The organism is Lacinutrix sp. (genome assembly GCF_037625555.1).
Taxonomy (GTDB): Bacteria; Bacteroidota; Bacteroidia; order Flavobacteriales; family Flavobacteriaceae; genus Lacinutrix.
In genome coordinates this window covers 1-18,738 of the sequence record NZ_JASJHV010000047.1, presented here as the reverse complement: position 1 = coordinate 18,738, position 18,738 = coordinate 1, and the positions used below count along the sequence as shown (strand labels likewise).

Below are 18,738 nucleotides of genomic sequence, written 5' to 3'. Positions count from 1 at the left end.
TTTTAATTCTTTTTCTTTTTAAGCATAACTTCTAGCCTCTTCTTCTACCTCCTGAAGATCTTGAAGAATCCGATGACCTTGAAGAACCTCTAGTTGAAGAACTTCTGGTTGAAGATCTACTTGGTGAAGATGTTCTAGTACGTGGCGTTGAACTTCTTACTCTTGGCTTAGAACTGTTTGTTCTTGTTCTTGGTGTAGTAGTCCTTACTCTTGGTTTAGTTGTTCTAGGCGTAGAAGTATTACTTCTAGTTCTCACTCTAGGTGTAGCCGTGTTATTTCTTGTTCTAGGAACGGTAGAGGTTCTTGTTCTAGAAGTTGTCTGAGCTCTTCTACCTAAGACAGAATTCCTTCCATATACTCCACCTCTTCTTGAATTGTGATAAGCTAATCTTTTATTACCTGGGAGTCCGTTATTCCATCCAAATCCGTTATTCCATCCCCAATTATTCCATCCATAACCATTATTCCAACCAAATCCATTATTCCAACCAAATCCATTGTTCCAACCAAATCCATTGTTCCAGCCAAATCCATTATTCCATCCAAATCCGTTATTTACATTTATAATAACCTCAGTACTGTTTTCTCCCCAACCAGCATAGCCAGAACTGATATCACTAACTCTGTTAGCTTCATCGGAATACTCACCTTCATAAGAATCTATATCCACAAACACATCATCACTTTCTTGTGATGTCATTTGTAAAGCAGTTTCTTTAAAATAAGATTTGTAGTAGTCGTTATTATCTTGTGAATTCACACTTTCATCTACAACAACTTCTTGAACATTATAGTCATCACTATACACTCCATCAGTATCTTGCCCTACATATTGATATGAACCACAAGAAGTATGTCCTAAGGCAAATAAAACTACTGCGAAAGCTGGTAATTTATTTAATAAGTGTTTTTTTAATTGCATAACTGTTTGTTTTTATTGTTGAACATAACAAAAATAGTTAGTTTTGTCGAACTATTTCTTTTTTTAACATAATTACAATATTTGTGCCAAAACACTATATATGAGCAAAAAACTCACAACAAGAGCAGAAGATTATTCAAAATGGTACAACGAATTAGTCGTAAAGGCTGACTTAGCAGAAAACTCTGCCGTTAGAGGCTGTATGGTAATTAAACCATATGGCTATGCAATTTGGGAAAAAATGCAAGCAGAATTAGATAGAATGTTTAAAGAAACTGGTCATCAAAATGCATATTTTCCACTTTTTGTACCTAAAAGTTTGTTTGAAGCAGAAGAAAAAAACGCTGAAGGGTTTGCAAAAGAATGTGCTGTTGTTACTCATTACAGACTGCAAAATGATCCTGATAACCCAGGAAAACTTTGTGTAGATCCTGAAGCAAAACTAGAAGAAGAGCTTGTTGTTAGACCAACAAGTGAAGCTATTATATGGAACACCTACAAAGGATGGATACAATCTTACAGAGACCTTCCTTTGTTAATTAACCAATGGGCAAATGTTGTGCGTTGGGAGATGCGTACACGCTTATTTTTACGTACTGCAGAATTTCTTTGGCAAGAAGGCCACACAGCGCATGCAACAAAAGCTGAAGCGCTTACAGAAGCAGAAACAATGAATAATATTTATGCTACTTTTGCAGAGAACTTTATGGCAATACCTGTTGTACAAGGATTAAAATCTGAAAGCGAGCGTTTTGCCGGAGCTGACGAAACTTATTGCATTGAGGCACTAATGCAAGACGGTAAAGCATTACAAGCTGGAACTTCTCACTTTCTAGGACAGAATTTCGCAAAAGCTTTTGATGTTAAGTTTACCAACAAAGAAGGTAAACAAGATTATGTTTGGGCAACTTCTTGGGGAGTTTCAACACGATTAATGGGAGCCTTAATAATGACACATAGTGATGATCAAGGCCTAGTACTTCCTCCAAACTTAGCACCAAATCAAGTCGTTATAATACCTATTTACAAAACAGACGAACAACTTGAAAAAATCACAAATATTGTAAATAATATAATTAAAGAACTTCGTTCTAAAGGTGTTACTGTAAAATACGACAATAGAACAACACATCGACCAGGCGCAAAATTTGCTCAACATGAGTTACAAGGTGTTCCACTTCGTATTGCAATAGGAACAAGAGACCTAGAGAATGGTACGGTTGAATTAGCACGAAGAGACACATTAACAAAACAAACAGTACCATTAGAATCTTTAATAAATAAAGTTGAAGGGTTAATGACAGAAATTCAAAAATCACTTTACAACAAAGCTTTAAAATATAGAGATTCACACATAACAGAAGTAGATAACTTTGAAGATTTTAAAAATATTTTAGATAATAAAGGTGGTTTTATTTCTGCACATTGGGACGGAACAGAAGAAACTGAGGACAAAATTAAAGAAATAACCAAAGCAACTATAAGGTGCCTTCCTTTAGAAGGCAAACTTGAAGAAGGTATTTGTGTATATTCTAAAAACCCTTCAAAGCGTAGAGTTTTATTCGCAAAAGCATACTAAATAAAAAATTTAAAAAAAAGTTTATTTAACTATTGCAAGAGTAGAAAATAGTTGTATTTTTGCATCCGCAACGGAAACGTTGTAAAGTTATTTGAAAAGTTTTGCAGGAATAAAAATAAAATTTATATTTGCACACTCTAAACAAATGGCCCGTTCGTCTATCGGCTAGGACGCATGGTTTTCATCCATGTAAGAGGGGTTCGATTCCCCTACGGGCTACAATTTTTTAATAAAGAAAAAATAAACAAATGGCAAATCATAAGTCAGCATTAAAAAGAATTAGAAGTAACGAATCTAAGCGTTTAAGAAATAAGTATCAGCATAAAACAACTCGTAATGCTATAAAAAAATTACGTGAGTTAACTGACAAGAAGGAAGCTGAAGCTTTTTTACCTTCAGTATTTTCTATGCTAGACAGATTAGCAAAGAAAAATGTTATACACGCTAACAAATCAGCTAACTTAAAATCTGGTTTAGCTAAGCACGTTTCTGCAATATAATTAAGATTTGTTTCACAGAATACTAAGCCTATTGATTTTATCGATAGGCTTTTTTATTTAGCATTAAATAAAAAAGACAATTGATTTTATTAATAAATTAATAAAAAAGGTTGAACTTGATTTCAAAAAAATTAAATTTGTAAATATTAAAATTAACTACTCACTTAATCTTTACCATTGAAAAATACTAAAGCAATTAAATTAATAAACAAGATTCTTAAAGATCTTGACTCTACAGGAATTAATAATAAAACTCTTACAGACGATATTAAAGAATTAAGAGCATATGCTATTGAAGAACAAATACCGTTATTAGTAAAAGTACTTAGATATACTTGTGAACATATTGAAGAGAATAACTCGTTTCTTATTCCAATTCTTATTGATGAACCTATAGATGAAGATGAAGAAACTGCAGAAGAAATTAATGAAGATTCACCTGTAGAAAGTCTTAAATACCTAATAGCGCTTTCAAAAAATCTTGAAAACAAAGGAAATATTGATGACTTAAAGGAATATAAAGCATTGTTAATTGCCTATTAATATTATAAAATTTACAAAAAAAAGCCTTAACTTAATAAGTCAAGGCTTTTTTTTTGAATAAATAATTATTTAACCATTCATAGAAATTAAAAACTCCTCGTTATTTCTAGTCTGTTTGAAACGATCGTTTATAAACTCCATAGCTTCTACAGGATTCATATCTGCAAGATACTTACGCATAACCCACATTCTTTGAATAGTTGTTGCATCTAATAAAATATCGTCACGTCGAGTACTTGAAGATGTTAAATCGATAGCTGGGAATATACGACGATTAGAGATCTTACGATCTAACTGAAGTTCCATATTTCCAGTTCCTTTAAATTCTTCAAAAATAACTTCGTCCATTTTAGAACCTGTCTCAGTTAAGGCAGTAGCAATAATAGTAAGCGAACCTCCATTTTCTATGTTACGTGCTGCTCCAAAGAAACGCTTTGGTTTATGAAGCGCATTTGCATCTACACCACCTGAAAGAATTTTTCCTGATGCTGGCTGAACAGAATTATATGCTCTTGCCAAACGTGTTATAGAATCTAATAGGATTACTACATCGTGTCCACATTCTACTAAACGTTTTGCTTTTTCTAAAACAATGTTTGCAATTTTCACATGCTCATGAGCTTCTTTATCGAAGGTTGAAGCAATTACTTCTCCACGAACGTTACGTTGCATATCTGTTACTTCTTCTGGACGCTCATCGATTAGTAATATAATTTGATAGACTTCTGGATGGTTTGCAGCTATTGCATTTGCAACATCTTTAAGCAACATAGTTTTACCTGTTTTTGGCTGCGAAACAATCATACCACGTTGTCCTTTACCAATAGGCGCAAATAAATCCATGATACGAGTAGAAATAGTACTTTGTCTTTCTGCTATGTTGAATTTTTCTTGAGGAAATAGTGGGGTTAAGTGCTCAAAAGAAACACGATCTCTAACAACATCTGGACTCTGGCCATTAATTTTATTAACTCTAATAAGTGGAAAATACTTTTCTCCTTCTTTTGGAGGTCTAACATTACCTAATACAGTATCTCCAACTTTTAGTCCAAATAAACGAATTTGTGATTGTGACACATAAATATCATCAGGTGATGATAAATAATTATAATCTGAAGAACGTAAGAATCCATATCCATCTTGCATTACATCTAAAACACCTTCACTTTCTATTATTGCATCAAATTCGAAATCTGGCTCACGATAACGGTTTCTAGTATCACTATTCCCATGTGTGTTACCGTTTTTACCTTGATTTCTAGTTTGGTTTTTCTTTGGGTTATTTTGACGGCTTTGAGGATTATCTTTTTTATCGTCTTTTTTTATTTTGATGATTATGAACAGGCTTCTTGTGCTGTGGCTTTGGCTGTTGAGCTTTAGCTGGAGTTTTCACTTGTTTATTATCGTCCTTTTTTTCTTTTACTTCTGAAGCGTCCTTAACACCTTCTTCCTTAAAGGAAATTGTTTCTTGCTGAGCTTTTTGAGGAGACTTTTTTTCTGTTTTTGGACGTGGATTAGGCTTATTAGGCACTTTACGCTGTACACGTTCCCTTTTTGGCTTAGGTTCTTCTGGGATATCTACTTTTACTACTTCTACAGCTTTTGGATTTGCTGCTTGTTTATCTAATATTTGGTAAACTAAGTCTAATTTTTTTAGTGAACGAAACTTTGGAATGCTTAACTTCTTAGCCATTTCCTGTAACTCAGGAAGTTTCATTTCTTTTAATTGTGAGATTTCAAACATGAATTGTTTAATTAAATATTTTTAGAAAAATATGTTGTTGATAATTTCCGAAGAGAAATATAAAGTGTTTATGAAGAATTAACGTATTGCTAATGTATATGTTGCAAAGCGCTTATGCAATTATACGACTTTATTTTAAGTTTTTAGTTAAAATTTCCAAAAGAAGTTATATTTTTGAACCAGAAATTATTCGATTAAAATAAATGATACAACGTATACAATCTGTCTATTTACTGCTTGCAGCTGGAATTTCGGCAGGATTGATTTTTGTATTCCATTTATGGATAACTAATGAAGATGTAAAAATCTTTGCAATAGATGAACTTTTATATTTTGGGCTCTTTTTAGGGTCTTCATTTTTGTCTTTGTTATCTTTATTTATGTTCAAAAACAGGAAGTTACAATTTGTATTGGGACGCCTTAACATGATATTAAACTTTATTTTACTAGGATTTTTTGTATATCAATCTCTAAATGTATCTGGAGAAGCTTTAGTTTCTGAGAAAGGTATTGGGATTTTTCTTCCAATTCTGTCTATTGTTTTGTTGGCTTTGGCTAATAATGCGATTAAAAAGGATGAAGATCTCGTAAAATCTGTAGATAGGTTACGATAAACCTAACATCTTAGTAGTATTAGTGCGTGAGCCCAAGGTGAAGATTTTGGGCTTTTTTATTTAATAACGTTTTGGGAATTCTATTACTTCTAAGTTATCAATTTTACTACCATCTATTGTAAACCTCAACATAGTTCTTACTTTATGAAAACCATGTTTTCCAACTGCACCAGGATTCATATGTATTAAATTTAGTTTTTTATCTGGCATTACTTTTAAAATATGTGAATGACCACAAATAAAAATACGTGGCGGATTTCTATATATTTCTTCTCTTATTCTAACATTATATTTATTTGGATAACCTCCAATATGTGTAATCCAAACCTCTACATCTTCGCACATAAAACGATTATTCTCTGGGAATTCTAGCCTAACTTTATCGCCATCAATATTTCCATAGACACCTTTTATTGGTTTTAGTTTAGCAATAGCATCTGTTACTTTTAAATCTCCAATATCTCCAGCATGCCAAACCTCATCTGCTTGTTTAACATGTTTTAAAATAGTATCGTCAATATAGCCATGTGTGTCTGAGAGTAAAAGTATTTTTTTCATTTATTGCAAACTTAGTTCAGCGCTTATTGTTTCCGCGAAAGCGAAAATAGTTTTATTATTATTTAAGATTTCTTTAGGAAGAAAAACAATTACCTTTGTTCCTTCAGATAAACAAAAATACAAGATTCTTTGCGATATTTTATAGAACTCTCATATAACGGAAAAGCATATCATGGTTGGCAAATACAACCTAATGCAATTTCTGTACAAGAGGTTTTAGAAAAAAGCCTCTCTACTCTATTAAAAGAACCTATTACTACTATGGGTGCAGGAAGAACAGATGCTGGAGTGCATGCAAAACAACTTTTTGCGCATTTTAATACAGAGGTCTCTTTCAACATCCCAAAAATTATATATAAATTAAATTCGTTCTTACCTGAAGATATTTCTATTCAAAATATCTTTAGAGTTAAAGCTGATGTACACGCTAGGTTTCATGCCACAAGCAGAGAATATTTATACAGAATTGCTTTAGAAAAAAACCCGTTTAATACAGAGCAAGCTTTTTTATTAAAGCCTAAATTAGATATCGAAAAACTTCACGAAGCAACCAAAATTTTATTAAACTATAAAGATTTTCAATGCTTTTCTAAAAGTAATACAGACGTAAAAACATATAATTGCAACATAATGAAGGCTGAATGGCAAATTGTAAAAAACGAACTACAGTTTACAATAAAGGCAGACCGATTTATAAGAAATATGGTTCGTGCAATTGTTGGCACACTTATTAATATTGGAATTGGTAAGATTGAAGTGGAAACACTTCATGATATTATTAAATCTAAAAACAGAAGCGAAGCAGGGTTTTCTGTTCCAGCTCATGCATTATATTTAACAGCAATTGAATATCCTGAAACAATAAAATTAAACTTTGAATAATAAAAAAGAAAACATATTCGACATTACATTGTTTAAACGTTTGTTTGAATACACAAAACCTTATAAGACCGTTTTTTACAGTGTACTTCTATCTGTTTTAATTATTGGTGGCCTAAGTATTGCAACACCTAAACTTTTGCAAATAGCTATAGACGATAATATTAAAGCTTTACAAGAGGAAGGGTTTTTATACTTAATAATATTGATGATTGTTTTGCTTTTATTGCAAACCATATTTCAATTTTTCTTTCAGTTTTATGCAGCATGGTTAGGACAAAATATTGTTCAAGACGTTCGTGTATTACTATTTAACCACATGTTAAAGTTCAAGATGAAGTATTACGACAATTCTTCGGTTGGAACATTAATAACACGAGCTGTAACAGATATGGAACGTATTGCAGATATTTTTGGGCAAGGCTTGTTTATGATTATGCGCGATTTAATGGTCATGCTAGTAATCTCTGTATTCATGATGTACACTAACTTTAAGTTGAGTTTAATTGTTTTTGTTACCATGCCAATTGTTTTATATGCAACTAAAATTTTTCAACGTTACATGAAAAAGGCTTTCGAGGAAGTAAGAACTGAGGTTTCTAATCTTAATTCGTTTGTTCAAGAACGTGTTACTGGAATGAAAATTCTACAACTATTTACAAGAGAAGCTACAGAAAACAAAAACTTTATAGCAATAAACGAACGCCATAAAAAAGGTTGGCTAAAAACAATTTTATATAACTCTATTTTCTTTCCTATTGCAGATTTTCTTGCTGGTATTACTTCTGGATTAGTTGTTTATTTTGGTGGTTTAATGGTTGTGGTTTCTGGCACAGCAAGTGAAGGAGATTTATTTATGTTTATTATGATGATTCCAATGCTATTTAGACCGTTAAGACAAATTGCAGATAAGTTTAACACCTTACAAATGGGAATGGTTGCTGCCAAACGTGTGTTTAAAATTATTGACACAACCTCACAAATTGATGATACAGGAACTATTGTAGCCTCTAACTTTAAAGGTGCTATTAATTTTAATAACGTTCACTTTAGTTATGTTGAGAACGAAGAAGTGTTAAAAGGTATTTCTCTTGATGTAAAAGCAGGAGAAACAGTAGCTATTGTTGGATCAACAGGTGCAGGAAAATCAACAATTATAAATTTATTAAATCGTTTTTACGAGATTAATAGTGGTGAAATTTTAGTTGACAACGTTGATATTAAAACAGTAACTCTAGCCTCCCTAAGAAGCCAAATTGCAGTTGTTTTACAAGATGTGTTTTTATTTGCAGATACTATTATGGCAAACATTACACTTAATCATCCAAACATATCTGAAGCACAAGTAATACAAGCTGCAAAAGATATTGGTATTCACGACTTTATTTCCAGCTTACCAAACGGTTATAATTACAATGTAAAAGAACGTGGTGCTATGTTAAGTTCTGGGCAAAGACAATTAATTTCTTTTTTAAGAGCTTATGTTACCAATCCTAGTATTTTAATATTAGATGAAGCGACCTCTTCTGTAGATTCTTACTCTGAGCAATTGATACAAAATGCTACAGACAAAATTACTAAAGGCAGAACTTCTATAGTTATTGCGCACAGATTAGCCACTATACAGCAAGCAGATAAAATTATTGTTATGGATACTGGTGAAATTGTAGAGCAAGGCACTCACGAAGAGTTACTTAAAAAGAAAGATGGTTATTACAGAAACCTGTATGAGGTACAATTTTTAAAAGCTGATGTGGCTTAAATAATAAAATTAAGAAGGCAAACCTTTAATAATAATCACAAATAAAAATCCTACAATTATTATTGTAAAAAAATGCAAACAAAAAGCATTAAAAATAAGAATGTTTTCCAAATTATTCTTTTAAAATTTAAACTAAGAATCCGTTTAAAAACATAAGCCGTATAGATTACTTGTAATACCAACATTACCATTGCTACTAAACTAAACTGTACTCCGGCAAGCATACAAAAAACAATAATAACAGAGCTTAAAATAGAAAAATGAGCTGCTGTATACATGTTAAGTACTAAATGCTCTGTGAAATTATATTTTTTAATATTTTAAAAAGTAATCTTAGACATTAATGCATATAAAGGAACCATTAACATAAATATAATAGATTGAAACTCTTGCACGAAATTCACATAACCTTCAATACTTTTTTCATCTCCAGACCTAGCAAGCGAACTCATATCCATTAATTCAGGATAAAACTTATTCTGAAAATAAAGTTGAAAGCCACTTAATGTTATCGCAATTGCAAAATAACTTATTACATTAACATATTTTTTTCTTGTTCCTCCAATATAGCTTGAAATAACGTCTTCTGGCTTAGTAAATAAATGTAAAAAAGTTCTTAAAATTGATTATCGTAGTTTAGGTAACGGTATGCAAAATCCTCAAAAAGATTTCGCATCGTTAATCTGTTTTTAATCACTTTCGCACCACAACCATTACAGAAGTTTATTTGTTGTGGTAATAACCGTTTACAATTTTTACAAACCATTAAATTAAATCTTCTTTTATAAGTGCTATCAATTCTGTGGAATCTTTAAAATCGACAAAAGTTCCATTTCTAAAACAAGAGATTTGTCCTGTTTCCTCGCTAACTGTTATTGCTATAGCATCAGTTTTTTCTGTTATGCCAACTGCTGCTCTGTGTCTTAATCCAAAACGCTGAGGAATGGTTTTTTCATTATTTACAGGTAAAATTACTCGCGTTGCTTTTACTATATTATTTTCTATAATAATTGCACCATCGTGAAGCGGACTGTTTTTAAAAAAAATACTCTCGATAATAGGTTGGGTAACCTTAATATTCATCTCGTCTCCTGTGGTTACTAAGAAATCTAGATTGTTTTCACGTTCTAAAACTATTAAGGCTCCTGTTTTTGTTGTTGCCATCTTGTTACAAGCTGCAATAATAACATCTATATCTGTGGACGATGCAGAAACACCATCTATTTTAAGGAATTTAATATGCTTAAAAAAACCGCGTTTACTAGCGAAATTTGTTGAACCAATCATTAACAAAAATTTTCTAACTTCTTGCTGAAAAACAACGATTAATGCTATAAAACCAACGCTAATAAAGCCACCAAGAATTTTTGTTAGCAGCACCATTTGAAGCGCTTCTACTATTAAATAGATAAAGTAAATAAACACAATACCAAGAAAAATATTAATAGCTACTGTACCTCTTACTAATCTATATACATAGAATAAAAGTAAGGCAACTAAGAAGACATCTATATAGTCTTTAATACCGAAGTTTAATATGGTGTCGAAAATTTCCAATAGAAAATGGTTTTTGTAAATTTAGTGAAATTGAGTTAATAAATGTATTCTGTATCTGAAATAACAATAGCTGTATCCTTTATCGAAGAAACAATGGATTTATGTTTAATATATTCTTGAAAAGTAAAATTTTTATTGAACCAAAATTCTAAATTAAATCCGTCAAATTTACTTTCATTTATAAAAGAAAGTAAATTTTCTGATAACTCATCAATTTTAAAAACTTCATTATTAAAATGAATATCTCCATATTCTGAAATAATAATTGAAAGAGAAAATTTCACATGTGTTCCACCATAACCTTGGTAAAACTCCTTTGATTTAAGCTTCTCTAAATTTATAGAATCTTTATCAAAAGAATGATTTTTATAAACCACATCAGTAAAATCCAAAAAACCTAAATTTTTAATACTAGTATCGTTACAAGTATAATAATTACGTGCACTTTTATTTTTATGATCAGAATTTTTTTTTTCTTATAGCATCATTATTGATGGAATAACTTGTTTTAACTTTAAACGCTTGTCTATATTAACCATCCAATTGGTCGAGATTATTAGATTTCCTCTAATTAACTCTAAGCTATCTGGTTTCGTTTCATCGTAAAAAAGATACGCGGGAGAGACATCAAAAATCTCTGTAATTTTAGCATTTTGAATTTCAGGAAGTAAAACAGATTTCTGCTTTCCACAAGAAGTTAAAACCATTAAAAAAGTAATAAAAAACAATTGTCTCATTTAATTAAATTTGTTAAAAAGTGTAACGCATTCAATAGCTTCTTTAACATCGTGAACTCTTAAAATTTTGGCTCCTTTTTGCAAAGCTATCATATTTAAGGCTGTTGTACCGTTTAAAGCTTGAGCTGGTGAAGTTTTTAATGTTTTATAAATCATGGATTTTTTAGACAGTCCTGCAAGTAAAGGTAATTCTGTTATTTTAAAGCCTTCTAATTGGTTTAATAGTTCGAAATTTTGCTCTAAAGTCTTTGCAAAGCCAAAACCAGGATCAATAACTATATCTTTAATACCTAGAGCTCTAGCCTGGTTTACTCTTTTAGAAAAGTAAAACAAAATATCTTTTAAAATGTTATTGTAAACAGTGTGTTCTTGCATTGTTTGCGGTGTGCCTCGCATATGCATCATAATATATGGTACATTGAGTTTTGCAACAGTTTCTAACATCTTTTCATCTAAATGTCCTGCAGAAATATCATTTACTAAAGCTGCTCCTTTTTCTATACATTGTTTTGCAACTTCTGCTCTAAATGTATCTACAGAAATAATGATGCCTGGAAATTGTTTAATCAATAATTGCATAATAGGAAGTATTCTTCTTAGCTCTTCATCTCGAGATACTTCTTTTGCATTTGGCTTAGAACTGTAGGCGCCAACATCTATAAAAGTGGCTCCTTGGTCAAGCATTTTTTCTACTTGATTAATAGTATTTGACTCGTCTTTATAAAATCCACCATCATAAAAAGAATCTGGAGTAATATTAAGTACACCCATAACTTTAGGTGTTGATAGATCTATAAGTTTACCGTTACAATTGATGGTCATTTATACTTTTAAGTTTGTTGTTTACAACACATTTAAAAACTAAAAACGTGAAACCTTGAATTTTACACAATTTTATGCGAAATTTACGGAAAATTTGAATCAATTTATGCAAGATACTTCAAAACAATATGACGCAGTTATAGAAACCTGTCGCAGTCTGTTTATAAATAAAATGAGTGACTACGGAAGTGCATGGCGTATTTTAAGATTACCATCGCTTACAGATCAAATTTTTATTAAAGCGCAACGCATAAGAAGTTTACAACAAAACGATATTAGAAAAGTAGACGAAGGCCAACAAAGTGAGTTTATAGGTATTATAAATTATTCTATTATGGCTCTTATACAATTAGAAAAAGGTATTGTTGAGCAATCAGATTTATCTACTGAAGACGCAACAGTTTTATATGATGATAAAGTAGCAATAACTAAACAATTAATGGAAGACAAAAACCATGATTATGGTGAAGCATGGCGAGACATGCGTGTGAGCTCTCTAACAGATTTAATTTTACAAAAACTATTAAGAGTAAAACAAATTGAAGATAATGCAGGTAAAACTATTGTAAGCGAAGGTATTGATGCTAATTATCAAGACATGATTAATTATGCTATTTTCGCTATGATTCATTTATCAGACTCAAATTCTAAATAATATTATGAAATACTTAGTACACATTTGCAGAATACTTGTTGGAGGATTATTTATTTTTTCAGGACTAATAAAACTTAACGATCCCTTAGGTTTCTCTTACAAACTACAAGAATACTTTAGTGAAGAAGTTTTAAACTTACCTTTTCTAGATGATTACGCACTTGGTATTTCTTTATTTGTGGTCGTTCTAGAAGTTGTATTAGGCGTTTTTTTATTAATTGGTTACAAAAAGAAATTTACTGTTTGGCTGCTTTTAGCCATGATAGTTTTCTTCACATTCCTAACGTTTTACGCTGCTTTCTTCGAAGTGGTAAAAGATTGCGGTTGCTTTGGTGATTTCTTAAAATTAAAACCTTGGGAGAGTTTCTGGAAAGATATGATTTTACTCATACTTATATTAGCATTAGTATTAGGTATAAAGCACATTAAACCCATATTTAGTAAATTTCCAACTACTATTTTAGCGTTACTAGGCTTTATTGTTAGTTTCTGGTTTGGTTACCACGTTTTAATGCACTTACCAACTTGGGATTTTAGAGCTTATGCTGTAGGCAAGAATATTGCTGAAGGTATGGTTGTGCCAGAAGATGCACCAAAAGCAATACAAGAATTTACTTGGACTTTTAATGTAGGTGGAGAAAATGTTGAGTTTGTTACCGACGGTAGTTATCCTACTGTAGATGGAGATTATGTTGGTGTAGAAACTGAAATTATTGTAGAAGGTTACGATCCTCCAGTTAAAGATTTCTCTATAGAAACTGATGATGACGATTTTACAGATGTGTTTTTAGCCGAAGAACATCTCGTTATGGTAGTTGCTTACAGTCTTGAAAAAGCTAATGAAGAGGGCATGAAAAACATGAAGAAAATTACAGATAAAGCTATTGAAAATGGGTATACAGTAATTGGTTTATCTGCATCTGGAACTGAAGCTAAACAATATGCTAAAGCGACATATAACTTAAATTTCGATTTCTATTTGTGTGATGAAAAAGCGCTTAAAACAGTAATACGCTCTAATCCAGGGATTTTAAAACTAGAAAAAGGTACTGTTATACAAAAAGAACATTTTAATGATGCTGAAAATCTAGAGCTACCTGTTGTTGAACGTAAACCTAAACCAGAGCTTGAAGTTATAGAAAACATTGTTTACTTTATTAATGAAGAAGAAGTCACAAAAGAAGAGTTTGAAAACATAGATTCTACTACAATTGAAAGCATGGATGTTGTAAAAGAAGGACCTGAATTAGAAATACTTAATTCTGCAACCTCTAATAACTATATAGGAATCATAAAAATCACTTTAAAAGAATAATAAACTGCTAAGCTACTTTCTTAATAAAACATTCTACGCACTACTTACATTATTTGGAGTAGTAACCGTTATTTTCTTTTTATTTAATATCCTACCAGGAGATCCAGCACAAATGATGTTGGGACAAAACGAGGATAATGAGCAACTAGCAATTGTTAAAAAAAAGTATGGATTCGATAAATCTATTGGCACACAGTATCTATATTATTTAAACGACCTCTCTCCTATTTCGTTTCACTCCAACAACACAGACGATTATACGTATTTGAGTGAACAAAAATATGCTGCAGCAAAACTATTTACCGTTAGAAACACAACAAGCGTTTTAAAATTTCCATATTTAAGAGAATCGTATACCAAACAAGGTAAAAAAGTAAGCGCTGTTTTAGCAGAAACGTTACCAAACACTTTTGTTCTTGCAATTTCCGCAATCGCTATTGCTTTGCTATTAGGCATTAGTTTAGGTGTAATTTCAGCATTAAAAAAAGACACATTTTTAGATAAAGCTATACAGATTTTAAGCACTATTGGTATGAGTGTTCCTTCTTTTTTTAGTGCTATTCTATTTGCTTGGTTTTTTGGATTCGTGCTTCATGAATATACTAATTTAGAGATGACAGGTAGTCTATTCGAACTGGACGACTTTGGAGAAAAAGTAAACATAAAATTGAAAAATTTAATACTTCCTGCACTAGTACTAGGTATTAGACCACTCGCAGTAGTTATACAACTCATGCGAAACTCTTTATTAGAAGTTTTTAACCAAGATTACATACGTACTGCAAGAGCAAAAGGCTTAAGCGAATTTCAAATTATTAAAAATCACGTCATAAAAAACGCATTAAATCCAGTAGTAACTGCTATTTCTGGTTGGTTTGCTTCAATGCTAGCAGGAGCAGTTTTTGTAGAATATATATTTGGTTGGAATGGACTAGGAAAAGAAATAGTAAACGCATTAAACACTTTAGATTTACCAGTAATAATGGGTTCTGTGTTAATTATTGCCTTACTCTTTATTATAATCAATATTTTTGTTGATATTATTTACGCTTGGCTAGACCCAAAAGTGGATTTAGAATAAAAGAAGTTTAATTTAAAAAATACCTGCATTCGCAGGCAATGTTATGAGAAAAAATATAGTAGCCGGAAACTGGAAAATGAACAACGATCTGCCTGAAACCGAAGCCCTAATTTCAGACTTACTAAAACAAAAGCAGACCTCTAATGCAGAGGTTATAATTGCTCCAACAGCAGTAAATCTATACCAAGCATTCAATGCAACAAGAAACTCAAACATTGAAGTTGTAGCACAAAACATGCATTTCGCAGAAAACGGAGCATACACAGGAGAAATTAGTGCTGCTATGCTAAAAAGTGTAGGAGTAAATACTGTAATTATTGGACATAGCGAGCGTCGTGCCTATTTTAATGAAACCGATGATCTATTAGCTAAAAAAGTAGATACCGCATTAAAAAACGACTTAAGAGTTATTTTCTGTTTCGGCGAAGAGCTAAACGATAGAAAATCTGGAAACCATGAAACTGTAGTAGAAAACCAAATTAAAAACGCCTTATTTCATAGAGAAGCTTCTGCATTTAAAAATATTATATTGGCTTACGAACCCGTTTGGGCAATTGGCACAGGCGAAACAGCAAGTCCAGAGCAAGCACAAGACATGCACAAGTATATTAGACAAACACTTAACACAAAATATGGTAAAGAAGTCTCACAAGACATGACCATACTTTACGGTGGAAGCGTAAAGCCGGCAAATGCAAAAGAGATTTTTAGCAAACCAGATGTAGATGGAGGATTAATAGGAGGAGCAGCATTAAAAGCCGAAGATTTTTATGCAATAATAAACGCTTTTTAAATAATAATATTTAGAGCGTTACCACAAGGGTCGCGCTTTACATTATATCTTTTTTTGCCATATAAGGCAGCAAAAAAAAGGATGGCACTACAATCGCTAACGCAACTATCTACTAAAAACAAAGACAAACACAATGTCAAATACTATTTATATAGGTTACTACTTTAAAGTAACACCGCTACAACCAGCAACCGAAATTCTAATAGCAGAGCTAGGTTATGCAGGTTTTGAGAGTTTTGTAGAAACCGAAACTGGTGTAACAGCTTACATTCAAAAAGAAGAATGGAAAGAAAACATACTACAAGATATTTACGTTTTATCAAGTGATGAATTCAAAATTTCATATACTTTCGACGAAATTGAGCAAGTTAACTGGAATAGCGAGTGGGAAAAAAACTTTAATCCTATAATTGTAGATAATCTGTGCTCAGTACGCGCACCTTTTCACCAGAAGCCAGATACTCAATACGATATAATTATAGAACCAAAAATGAGTTTTGGTACAGGTCATCATGAAACCACTCACATGATGATTCAGCACATTATGGCAAACGATTTTCAAGGAAAATCTGTATTAGATATGGGTTGTGGAACAGCAGTTTTAGCCATATTAGCAGAAATGAAAGGTGCAAACACAATAGACGCAATAGATATAGATAACTGGTGCTATTTAAATAGTATTGAAAATGCAGAACGCAATAATTGCAACAACATAAGTATTTATGAAGGTGACGCAAGCTTATTAACCAACAAAAAGTACGATACTATAATTGCAAATATTAACCGTAATATACTTTTAAGCGATATTAAAACATACGCCAAATGCCTTAACCCAAATGGCTCACTTTTTTTAAGTGGGTTCTATATAGAAGATATTCCATTTATTGAAAAAGAATGTAATACAAACAGCTTAAAATTAAAAAATAAGTTAAATCGTAATAATTGGGTTGCTTTATATTTCGAAAATTAATATTTTAGTATAAAATAGTGCAAATGAGTACCAAAGAAAAAATACAGGAACAACACGACGTTGAAACATTAGAGAAACCAAACAATGAAATAGTAGTTTATAACGACGAAGTTAACACTTTTGATCATGTTATAGAAACATTAATTAAAGCCTGTAAACACACTCCTGAACAAGCTGAGCAATGCGCAATCTTAGTACACTACAAAGGACAATGCACAGTAAAAACTGGTGAGTTAAAAGAATTAAAACCTATTTGTTCTAAAATACTTCAAGCTGGAATAAATGCAGAAATAATATAAAGTAAACAGAAATAAAAAGTTTTAAGACTGGCGCACTACTCGACAAATATTCTAATTTAAAATAATATCGTTATAAACGAGTTTACAACTTTTTTAAAGTTTGTTAATTTTCAGTATTCATTTATCTATATTTGACTATGTCTAACTCTTGCAATCATAACCAATTATATTAAGTATTATTACTCTATATTTTACTGGCTATTAAAAAAAACATAAATTTAATTTCAATTTATAATAAATGAGAATAACACTACTTCTACTTTTTATAACAAATATTTGTTTGGCTCAAATCCCTGCTTATTATATTGGAGTTGATTTTAATTTAACAGGAGATAATTTAAAATTTGAATTAGAATCTTTAATAACTTCTACGCACACAAACCTTATACCATATACTTCAAGCAATTTAGATACATGGGATGTTTTAAAGCAATCCGATTTAAACCCTAACAATGCGAGTAATGTATTATTAATTTAAGGCTATAATGATGTTGATGCGATTACAAAGAATGACCGAACGAGAGATAAAAATTTATCTTGCCATACTTTTTCTTGTATTGGTCTATGGACTAGAGAACACGTATTTTCTAAATCCAGAGCAAACCCAAGTTTAGACACTTCTTATCCAAGTGCAGGTACAGATTTACATAATTTAAGGGCGGCTGATAGCCAAATGAATAGTTCAAGAAGCAACCGAATGTTTGAAGACTGTATCGGAAATTCTCATATTACAACAAATGGAAACTGGTATGCTGGTGATGAATGGAAAGGTGATATTGCGAGAATTATTATGTACATGTATGTTCGTTACCCAACACAATGTGAAGCCATAAATATTGGAGTTGGGACAACTGATAATTCAGCAGATATGCCTGATGTTTTTTTACAATGGAAGCAGACGACCCAGTTGACATATACGAAGTGAATAGGAATAATAATTTTGAAACTACTCAAGGCAATAGAAATCCATTTATTGACAACCCTTATTTAGCAACAATTATTTGGGGAGGAGATAATGCTGCAAATACATGGAACGTGTTATCTGTAAATGAAAATATTTTAACTACACCAAAAATTTATCCAACCATAGTTAGTGAACGATTATATTATTCAAATTTAACTATAGAAAATATTTCTATTTATAATACTATTGGTCAAAAAATAGACATCACGTTAAATGAAGATTACATTGATGTACAATTTTTAAAGAATGGAATGTACTTTCTTCGGTCAAATAATTATTCTTTTAAGTTTATAAAGAAATGATTGGTTCTGTCGCATCTGCTAAAATTAAGCATCAAGTTTTAAACTAATTTAATTTTTTAAGAAGCTAATGATATAAATGATTTGTAGGTTGAACTTTCAGGGTTCACCAGTTGATTTTTCTTTATCATTCTAACTACTTCTA

At 31.3% G+C, this 18,738-nt stretch carries 21 protein-coding genes, 1 tRNA gene and 1 pseudogene; 15 read left to right on the top strand and 8 right to left on the bottom strand.

Annotation, left to right across the window (positions count from 1 at the left end; translation table 11 throughout):
• Window positions 1-31: 31 nt before the first annotated feature.
• A complete protein-coding gene (locus tag QNK89_RS03715) occupies window positions 32-922 on the bottom strand; it encodes a hypothetical protein (RefSeq protein ID WP_340169621.1) in 891 nt (296 codons plus the stop codon).
• Window positions 923-1,022: 100 nt separating this feature from the next.
• Between QNK89_RS03715 and proS the strand changes: the two genes are divergently transcribed.
• The 4 genes from proS (at window position 1,023) to QNK89_RS03695 (ending at window position 3,544) form a co-directional block, all read left to right on the top strand.
• Window positions 1,023-2,501: a proline--tRNA ligase gene (gene proS, locus QNK89_RS03710; RefSeq protein ID WP_340169620.1), complete on the top strand. Its 1,479-nt coding sequence runs from the start codon at window positions 1,023-1,025 to the stop codon at window positions 2,499-2,501.
• Between the two features lie 147 nt (window positions 2,502-2,648).
• Window positions 2,649-2,720, top strand: a tRNA-Glu gene (locus QNK89_RS03705).
• Between the two features lie 29 nt (window positions 2,721-2,749).
• Window positions 2,750-3,001, top strand: coding sequence for a 30S ribosomal protein S20 (gene rpsT, locus QNK89_RS03700; protein ID WP_340169619.1), 252 nt, complete (start codon window positions 2,750-2,752; stop codon window positions 2,999-3,001).
• Between the two features lie 177 nt (window positions 3,002-3,178).
• On the top strand, window positions 3,179-3,544 hold the full coding sequence (locus QNK89_RS03695; protein WP_340169618.1) for a hypothetical protein: 366 nt from the start codon (window positions 3,179-3,181) through the stop codon (window positions 3,542-3,544).
• A 69-nt stretch (window positions 3,545-3,613) separates the two neighbouring features.
• On the opposite strand, the pseudogene rho reads toward QNK89_RS03695, so the two are convergent.
• Window positions 3,614-5,288: pseudogene (gene rho, locus QNK89_RS03690) on the bottom strand (transcription termination factor Rho).
• A 203-nt stretch (window positions 5,289-5,491) separates the two neighbouring features.
• On the opposite strand from rho, the gene QNK89_RS03685 reads away from it, so the two are divergent.
• Entirely contained in the window at window positions 5,492-5,902 is a 411-nt protein-coding gene (locus QNK89_RS03685) for a DUF4293 domain-containing protein (protein ID WP_340169617.1), read from the top strand.
• Between the two features lie 60 nt (window positions 5,903-5,962).
• Here the strand turns inward: QNK89_RS03685 and QNK89_RS03680 are convergent, their stop codons facing one another.
• The gene (locus QNK89_RS03680) at window positions 5,963-6,460 is read right to left on the bottom strand and encodes a metallophosphoesterase family protein (protein ID WP_340169616.1); all 498 of its coding nucleotides are present in this window, start codon (window positions 6,458-6,460) and stop codon (window positions 5,963-5,965) included.
• A gap of 129 nt (window positions 6,461-6,589) precedes the next feature.
• Here QNK89_RS03680 and truA point away from each other — a divergent pair, with 129 nt between their 5' ends.
• A complete protein-coding gene (truA, locus tag QNK89_RS03675) occupies window positions 6,590-7,342 on the top strand; it encodes a tRNA pseudouridine(38-40) synthase TruA (RefSeq protein ID WP_340169615.1) in 753 nt (250 codons plus the stop codon).
• On the top strand, window positions 7,335-9,101 hold the full coding sequence (locus QNK89_RS03670; RefSeq protein WP_340169614.1) for an ABC transporter ATP-binding protein: 1,767 nt from the start codon (window positions 7,335-7,337) through the stop codon (window positions 9,099-9,101). The genes truA and QNK89_RS03670 overlap by 8 nt, the downstream gene beginning before the upstream one ends.
• Before the next feature lie 320 nt (window positions 9,102-9,421).
• On the opposite strand, the gene QNK89_RS03665 is transcribed toward QNK89_RS03670, so the two are convergent.
• The 5 genes from QNK89_RS03665 to folP form a co-directional block, all read right to left on the bottom strand.
• On the bottom strand, window positions 9,422-9,553 hold the full coding sequence (locus QNK89_RS03665) for a hypothetical protein (RefSeq protein ID WP_340169613.1): 132 nt from the start codon (window positions 9,551-9,553) through the stop codon (window positions 9,422-9,424).
• Window positions 9,554-9,866: 313 nt separating this feature from the next.
• Window positions 9,867-10,658 carry a diadenylate cyclase gene (locus QNK89_RS03660; protein ID WP_340169612.1) on the bottom strand — a complete coding sequence of 264 codons (792 nt, stop codon included), beginning with the start codon at window positions 10,656-10,658 and terminating at the stop codon, window positions 9,867-9,869.
• Window positions 10,659-10,693: 35 nt separating this feature from the next.
• Entirely contained in the window at window positions 10,694-11,050 is a 357-nt protein-coding gene (locus QNK89_RS03655) for a hypothetical protein (RefSeq protein ID WP_340169611.1), read from the bottom strand.
• An 84-nt stretch (window positions 11,051-11,134) separates the two neighbouring features.
• Window positions 11,135-11,395, bottom strand: coding sequence for a hypothetical protein (locus QNK89_RS03650; protein ID WP_340169610.1), 261 nt, complete (start codon window positions 11,393-11,395; stop codon window positions 11,135-11,137).
• Window positions 11,396-12,217, bottom strand: a complete 822-nt coding sequence (gene folP, locus QNK89_RS03645) for a dihydropteroate synthase (RefSeq protein WP_340169609.1) — start codon at window positions 12,215-12,217, stop codon at window positions 11,396-11,398.
• A gap of 106 nt (window positions 12,218-12,323) precedes the next feature.
• Here folP and QNK89_RS03640 point away from each other — a divergent pair, with 106 nt between their 5' ends.
• The 8 genes from QNK89_RS03640 (at window position 12,324) to QNK89_RS03605 (ending at window position 18,596) form a co-directional block, all read left to right on the top strand.
• Window positions 12,324-12,872, top strand: a complete 549-nt coding sequence (locus QNK89_RS03640; protein ID WP_340169608.1) for a DUF1599 domain-containing protein — start codon at window positions 12,324-12,326, stop codon at window positions 12,870-12,872.
• A gap of 4 nt (window positions 12,873-12,876) precedes the next feature.
• Window positions 12,877-14,187, top strand: a complete 1,311-nt coding sequence (locus QNK89_RS03635; RefSeq protein WP_340169607.1) for a BT_3928 family protein — start codon at window positions 12,877-12,879, stop codon at window positions 14,185-14,187.
• A gap of 4 nt (window positions 14,188-14,191) precedes the next feature.
• Window positions 14,192-15,268, top strand: coding sequence for an ABC transporter permease (locus QNK89_RS03630; protein ID WP_340169622.1), 1,077 nt, complete (start codon window positions 14,192-14,194; stop codon window positions 15,266-15,268).
• Window positions 15,269-15,311: 43 nt separating this feature from the next.
• Window positions 15,312-16,061: a triose-phosphate isomerase gene (gene tpiA, locus QNK89_RS03625; RefSeq protein WP_340169606.1), complete on the top strand. Its 750-nt coding sequence runs from the start codon at window positions 15,312-15,314 to the stop codon at window positions 16,059-16,061.
• 133 nt (window positions 16,062-16,194) lie between these two features.
• Window positions 16,195-17,031: a 50S ribosomal protein L11 methyltransferase gene (gene prmA / locus QNK89_RS03620; protein ID WP_340169605.1), complete on the top strand. Its 837-nt coding sequence runs from the start codon at window positions 16,195-16,197 to the stop codon at window positions 17,029-17,031.
• A gap of 23 nt (window positions 17,032-17,054) precedes the next feature.
• Window positions 17,055-17,330: an ATP-dependent Clp protease adaptor ClpS gene (locus tag QNK89_RS03615; protein ID WP_340169604.1), complete on the top strand. Its 276-nt coding sequence runs from the start codon at window positions 17,055-17,057 to the stop codon at window positions 17,328-17,330.
• A 238-nt stretch (window positions 17,331-17,568) separates the two neighbouring features.
• A complete protein-coding gene (locus tag QNK89_RS03610) occupies window positions 17,569-17,808 on the top strand; it encodes a hypothetical protein (RefSeq protein ID WP_340169603.1) in 240 nt (79 codons plus the stop codon).
• 410 nt (window positions 17,809-18,218) lie between these two features.
• Window positions 18,219-18,596 (top strand): endonuclease, encoded by a 378-nt coding sequence (locus QNK89_RS03605; RefSeq protein WP_340169602.1) that lies wholly within the window; start codon window positions 18,219-18,221, stop codon window positions 18,594-18,596.
• Window positions 18,597-18,738 lie beyond the last annotated feature (142 nt).

What these genes read in the sequence shown, in the direction of transcription:
- QNK89_RS03610 (WP_340169603.1), top strand. Translation starts at nt 17,569, where the DNA reads ATGAGAATAACACTACTTCTACTTTTTATAACAAATATTTGTTTGGCT.
- QNK89_RS03685 (WP_340169617.1), top strand. Translation starts at nt 5,492, where the DNA reads ATGATACAACGTATACAATCTGTCTATTTACTGCTTGCAGCTGGAATT.
- QNK89_RS03635 (WP_340169607.1), top strand. Translation starts at nt 12,877, where the DNA reads ATGAAATACTTAGTACACATTTGCAGAATACTTGTTGGAGGATTATTT.
- QNK89_RS03665 (WP_340169613.1), bottom strand. Translation starts at nt 9,553, where the DNA reads ATGAGTTCGCTTGCTAGGTCTGGAGATGAAAAAAGTATTGAAGGTTAT.
- QNK89_RS03650 (WP_340169610.1), bottom strand. Translation starts at nt 11,395, where the DNA reads ATGAGACAATTGTTTTTTATTACTTTTTTAATGGTTTTAACTTCTTGT.
- QNK89_RS03715 (WP_340169621.1), bottom strand. Translation starts at nt 922, where the DNA reads ATGCAATTAAAAAAACACTTATTAAATAAATTACCAGCTTTCGCAGTA.
- tpiA (WP_340169606.1), top strand. Translation starts at nt 15,312, where the DNA reads ATGAGAAAAAATATAGTAGCCGGAAACTGGAAAATGAACAACGATCTG.
- folP (WP_340169609.1), bottom strand. Translation starts at nt 12,217, where the DNA reads ATGACCATCAATTGTAACGGTAAACTTATAGATCTATCAACACCTAAA.
- proS (WP_340169620.1), top strand. Translation starts at nt 1,023, where the DNA reads ATGAGCAAAAAACTCACAACAAGAGCAGAAGATTATTCAAAATGGTAC.
- QNK89_RS03615 (WP_340169604.1), top strand. Translation starts at nt 17,055, where the DNA reads ATGAGTACCAAAGAAAAAATACAGGAACAACACGACGTTGAAACATTA.
- rpsT (WP_340169619.1), top strand. Translation starts at nt 2,750, where the DNA reads ATGGCAAATCATAAGTCAGCATTAAAAAGAATTAGAAGTAACGAATCT.
- prmA (WP_340169605.1), top strand. Translation starts at nt 16,195, where the DNA reads ATGTCAAATACTATTTATATAGGTTACTACTTTAAAGTAACACCGCTA.
- QNK89_RS03680 (WP_340169616.1), bottom strand. Translation starts at nt 6,460, where the DNA reads ATGAAAAAAATACTTTTACTCTCAGACACACATGGCTATATTGACGAT.
- QNK89_RS03640 (WP_340169608.1), top strand. Translation starts at nt 12,324, where the DNA reads ATGCAAGATACTTCAAAACAATATGACGCAGTTATAGAAACCTGTCGC.
- QNK89_RS03605 (WP_340169602.1), top strand. Translation starts at nt 18,219, where the DNA reads ATGGAAGCAGACGACCCAGTTGACATATACGAAGTGAATAGGAATAAT.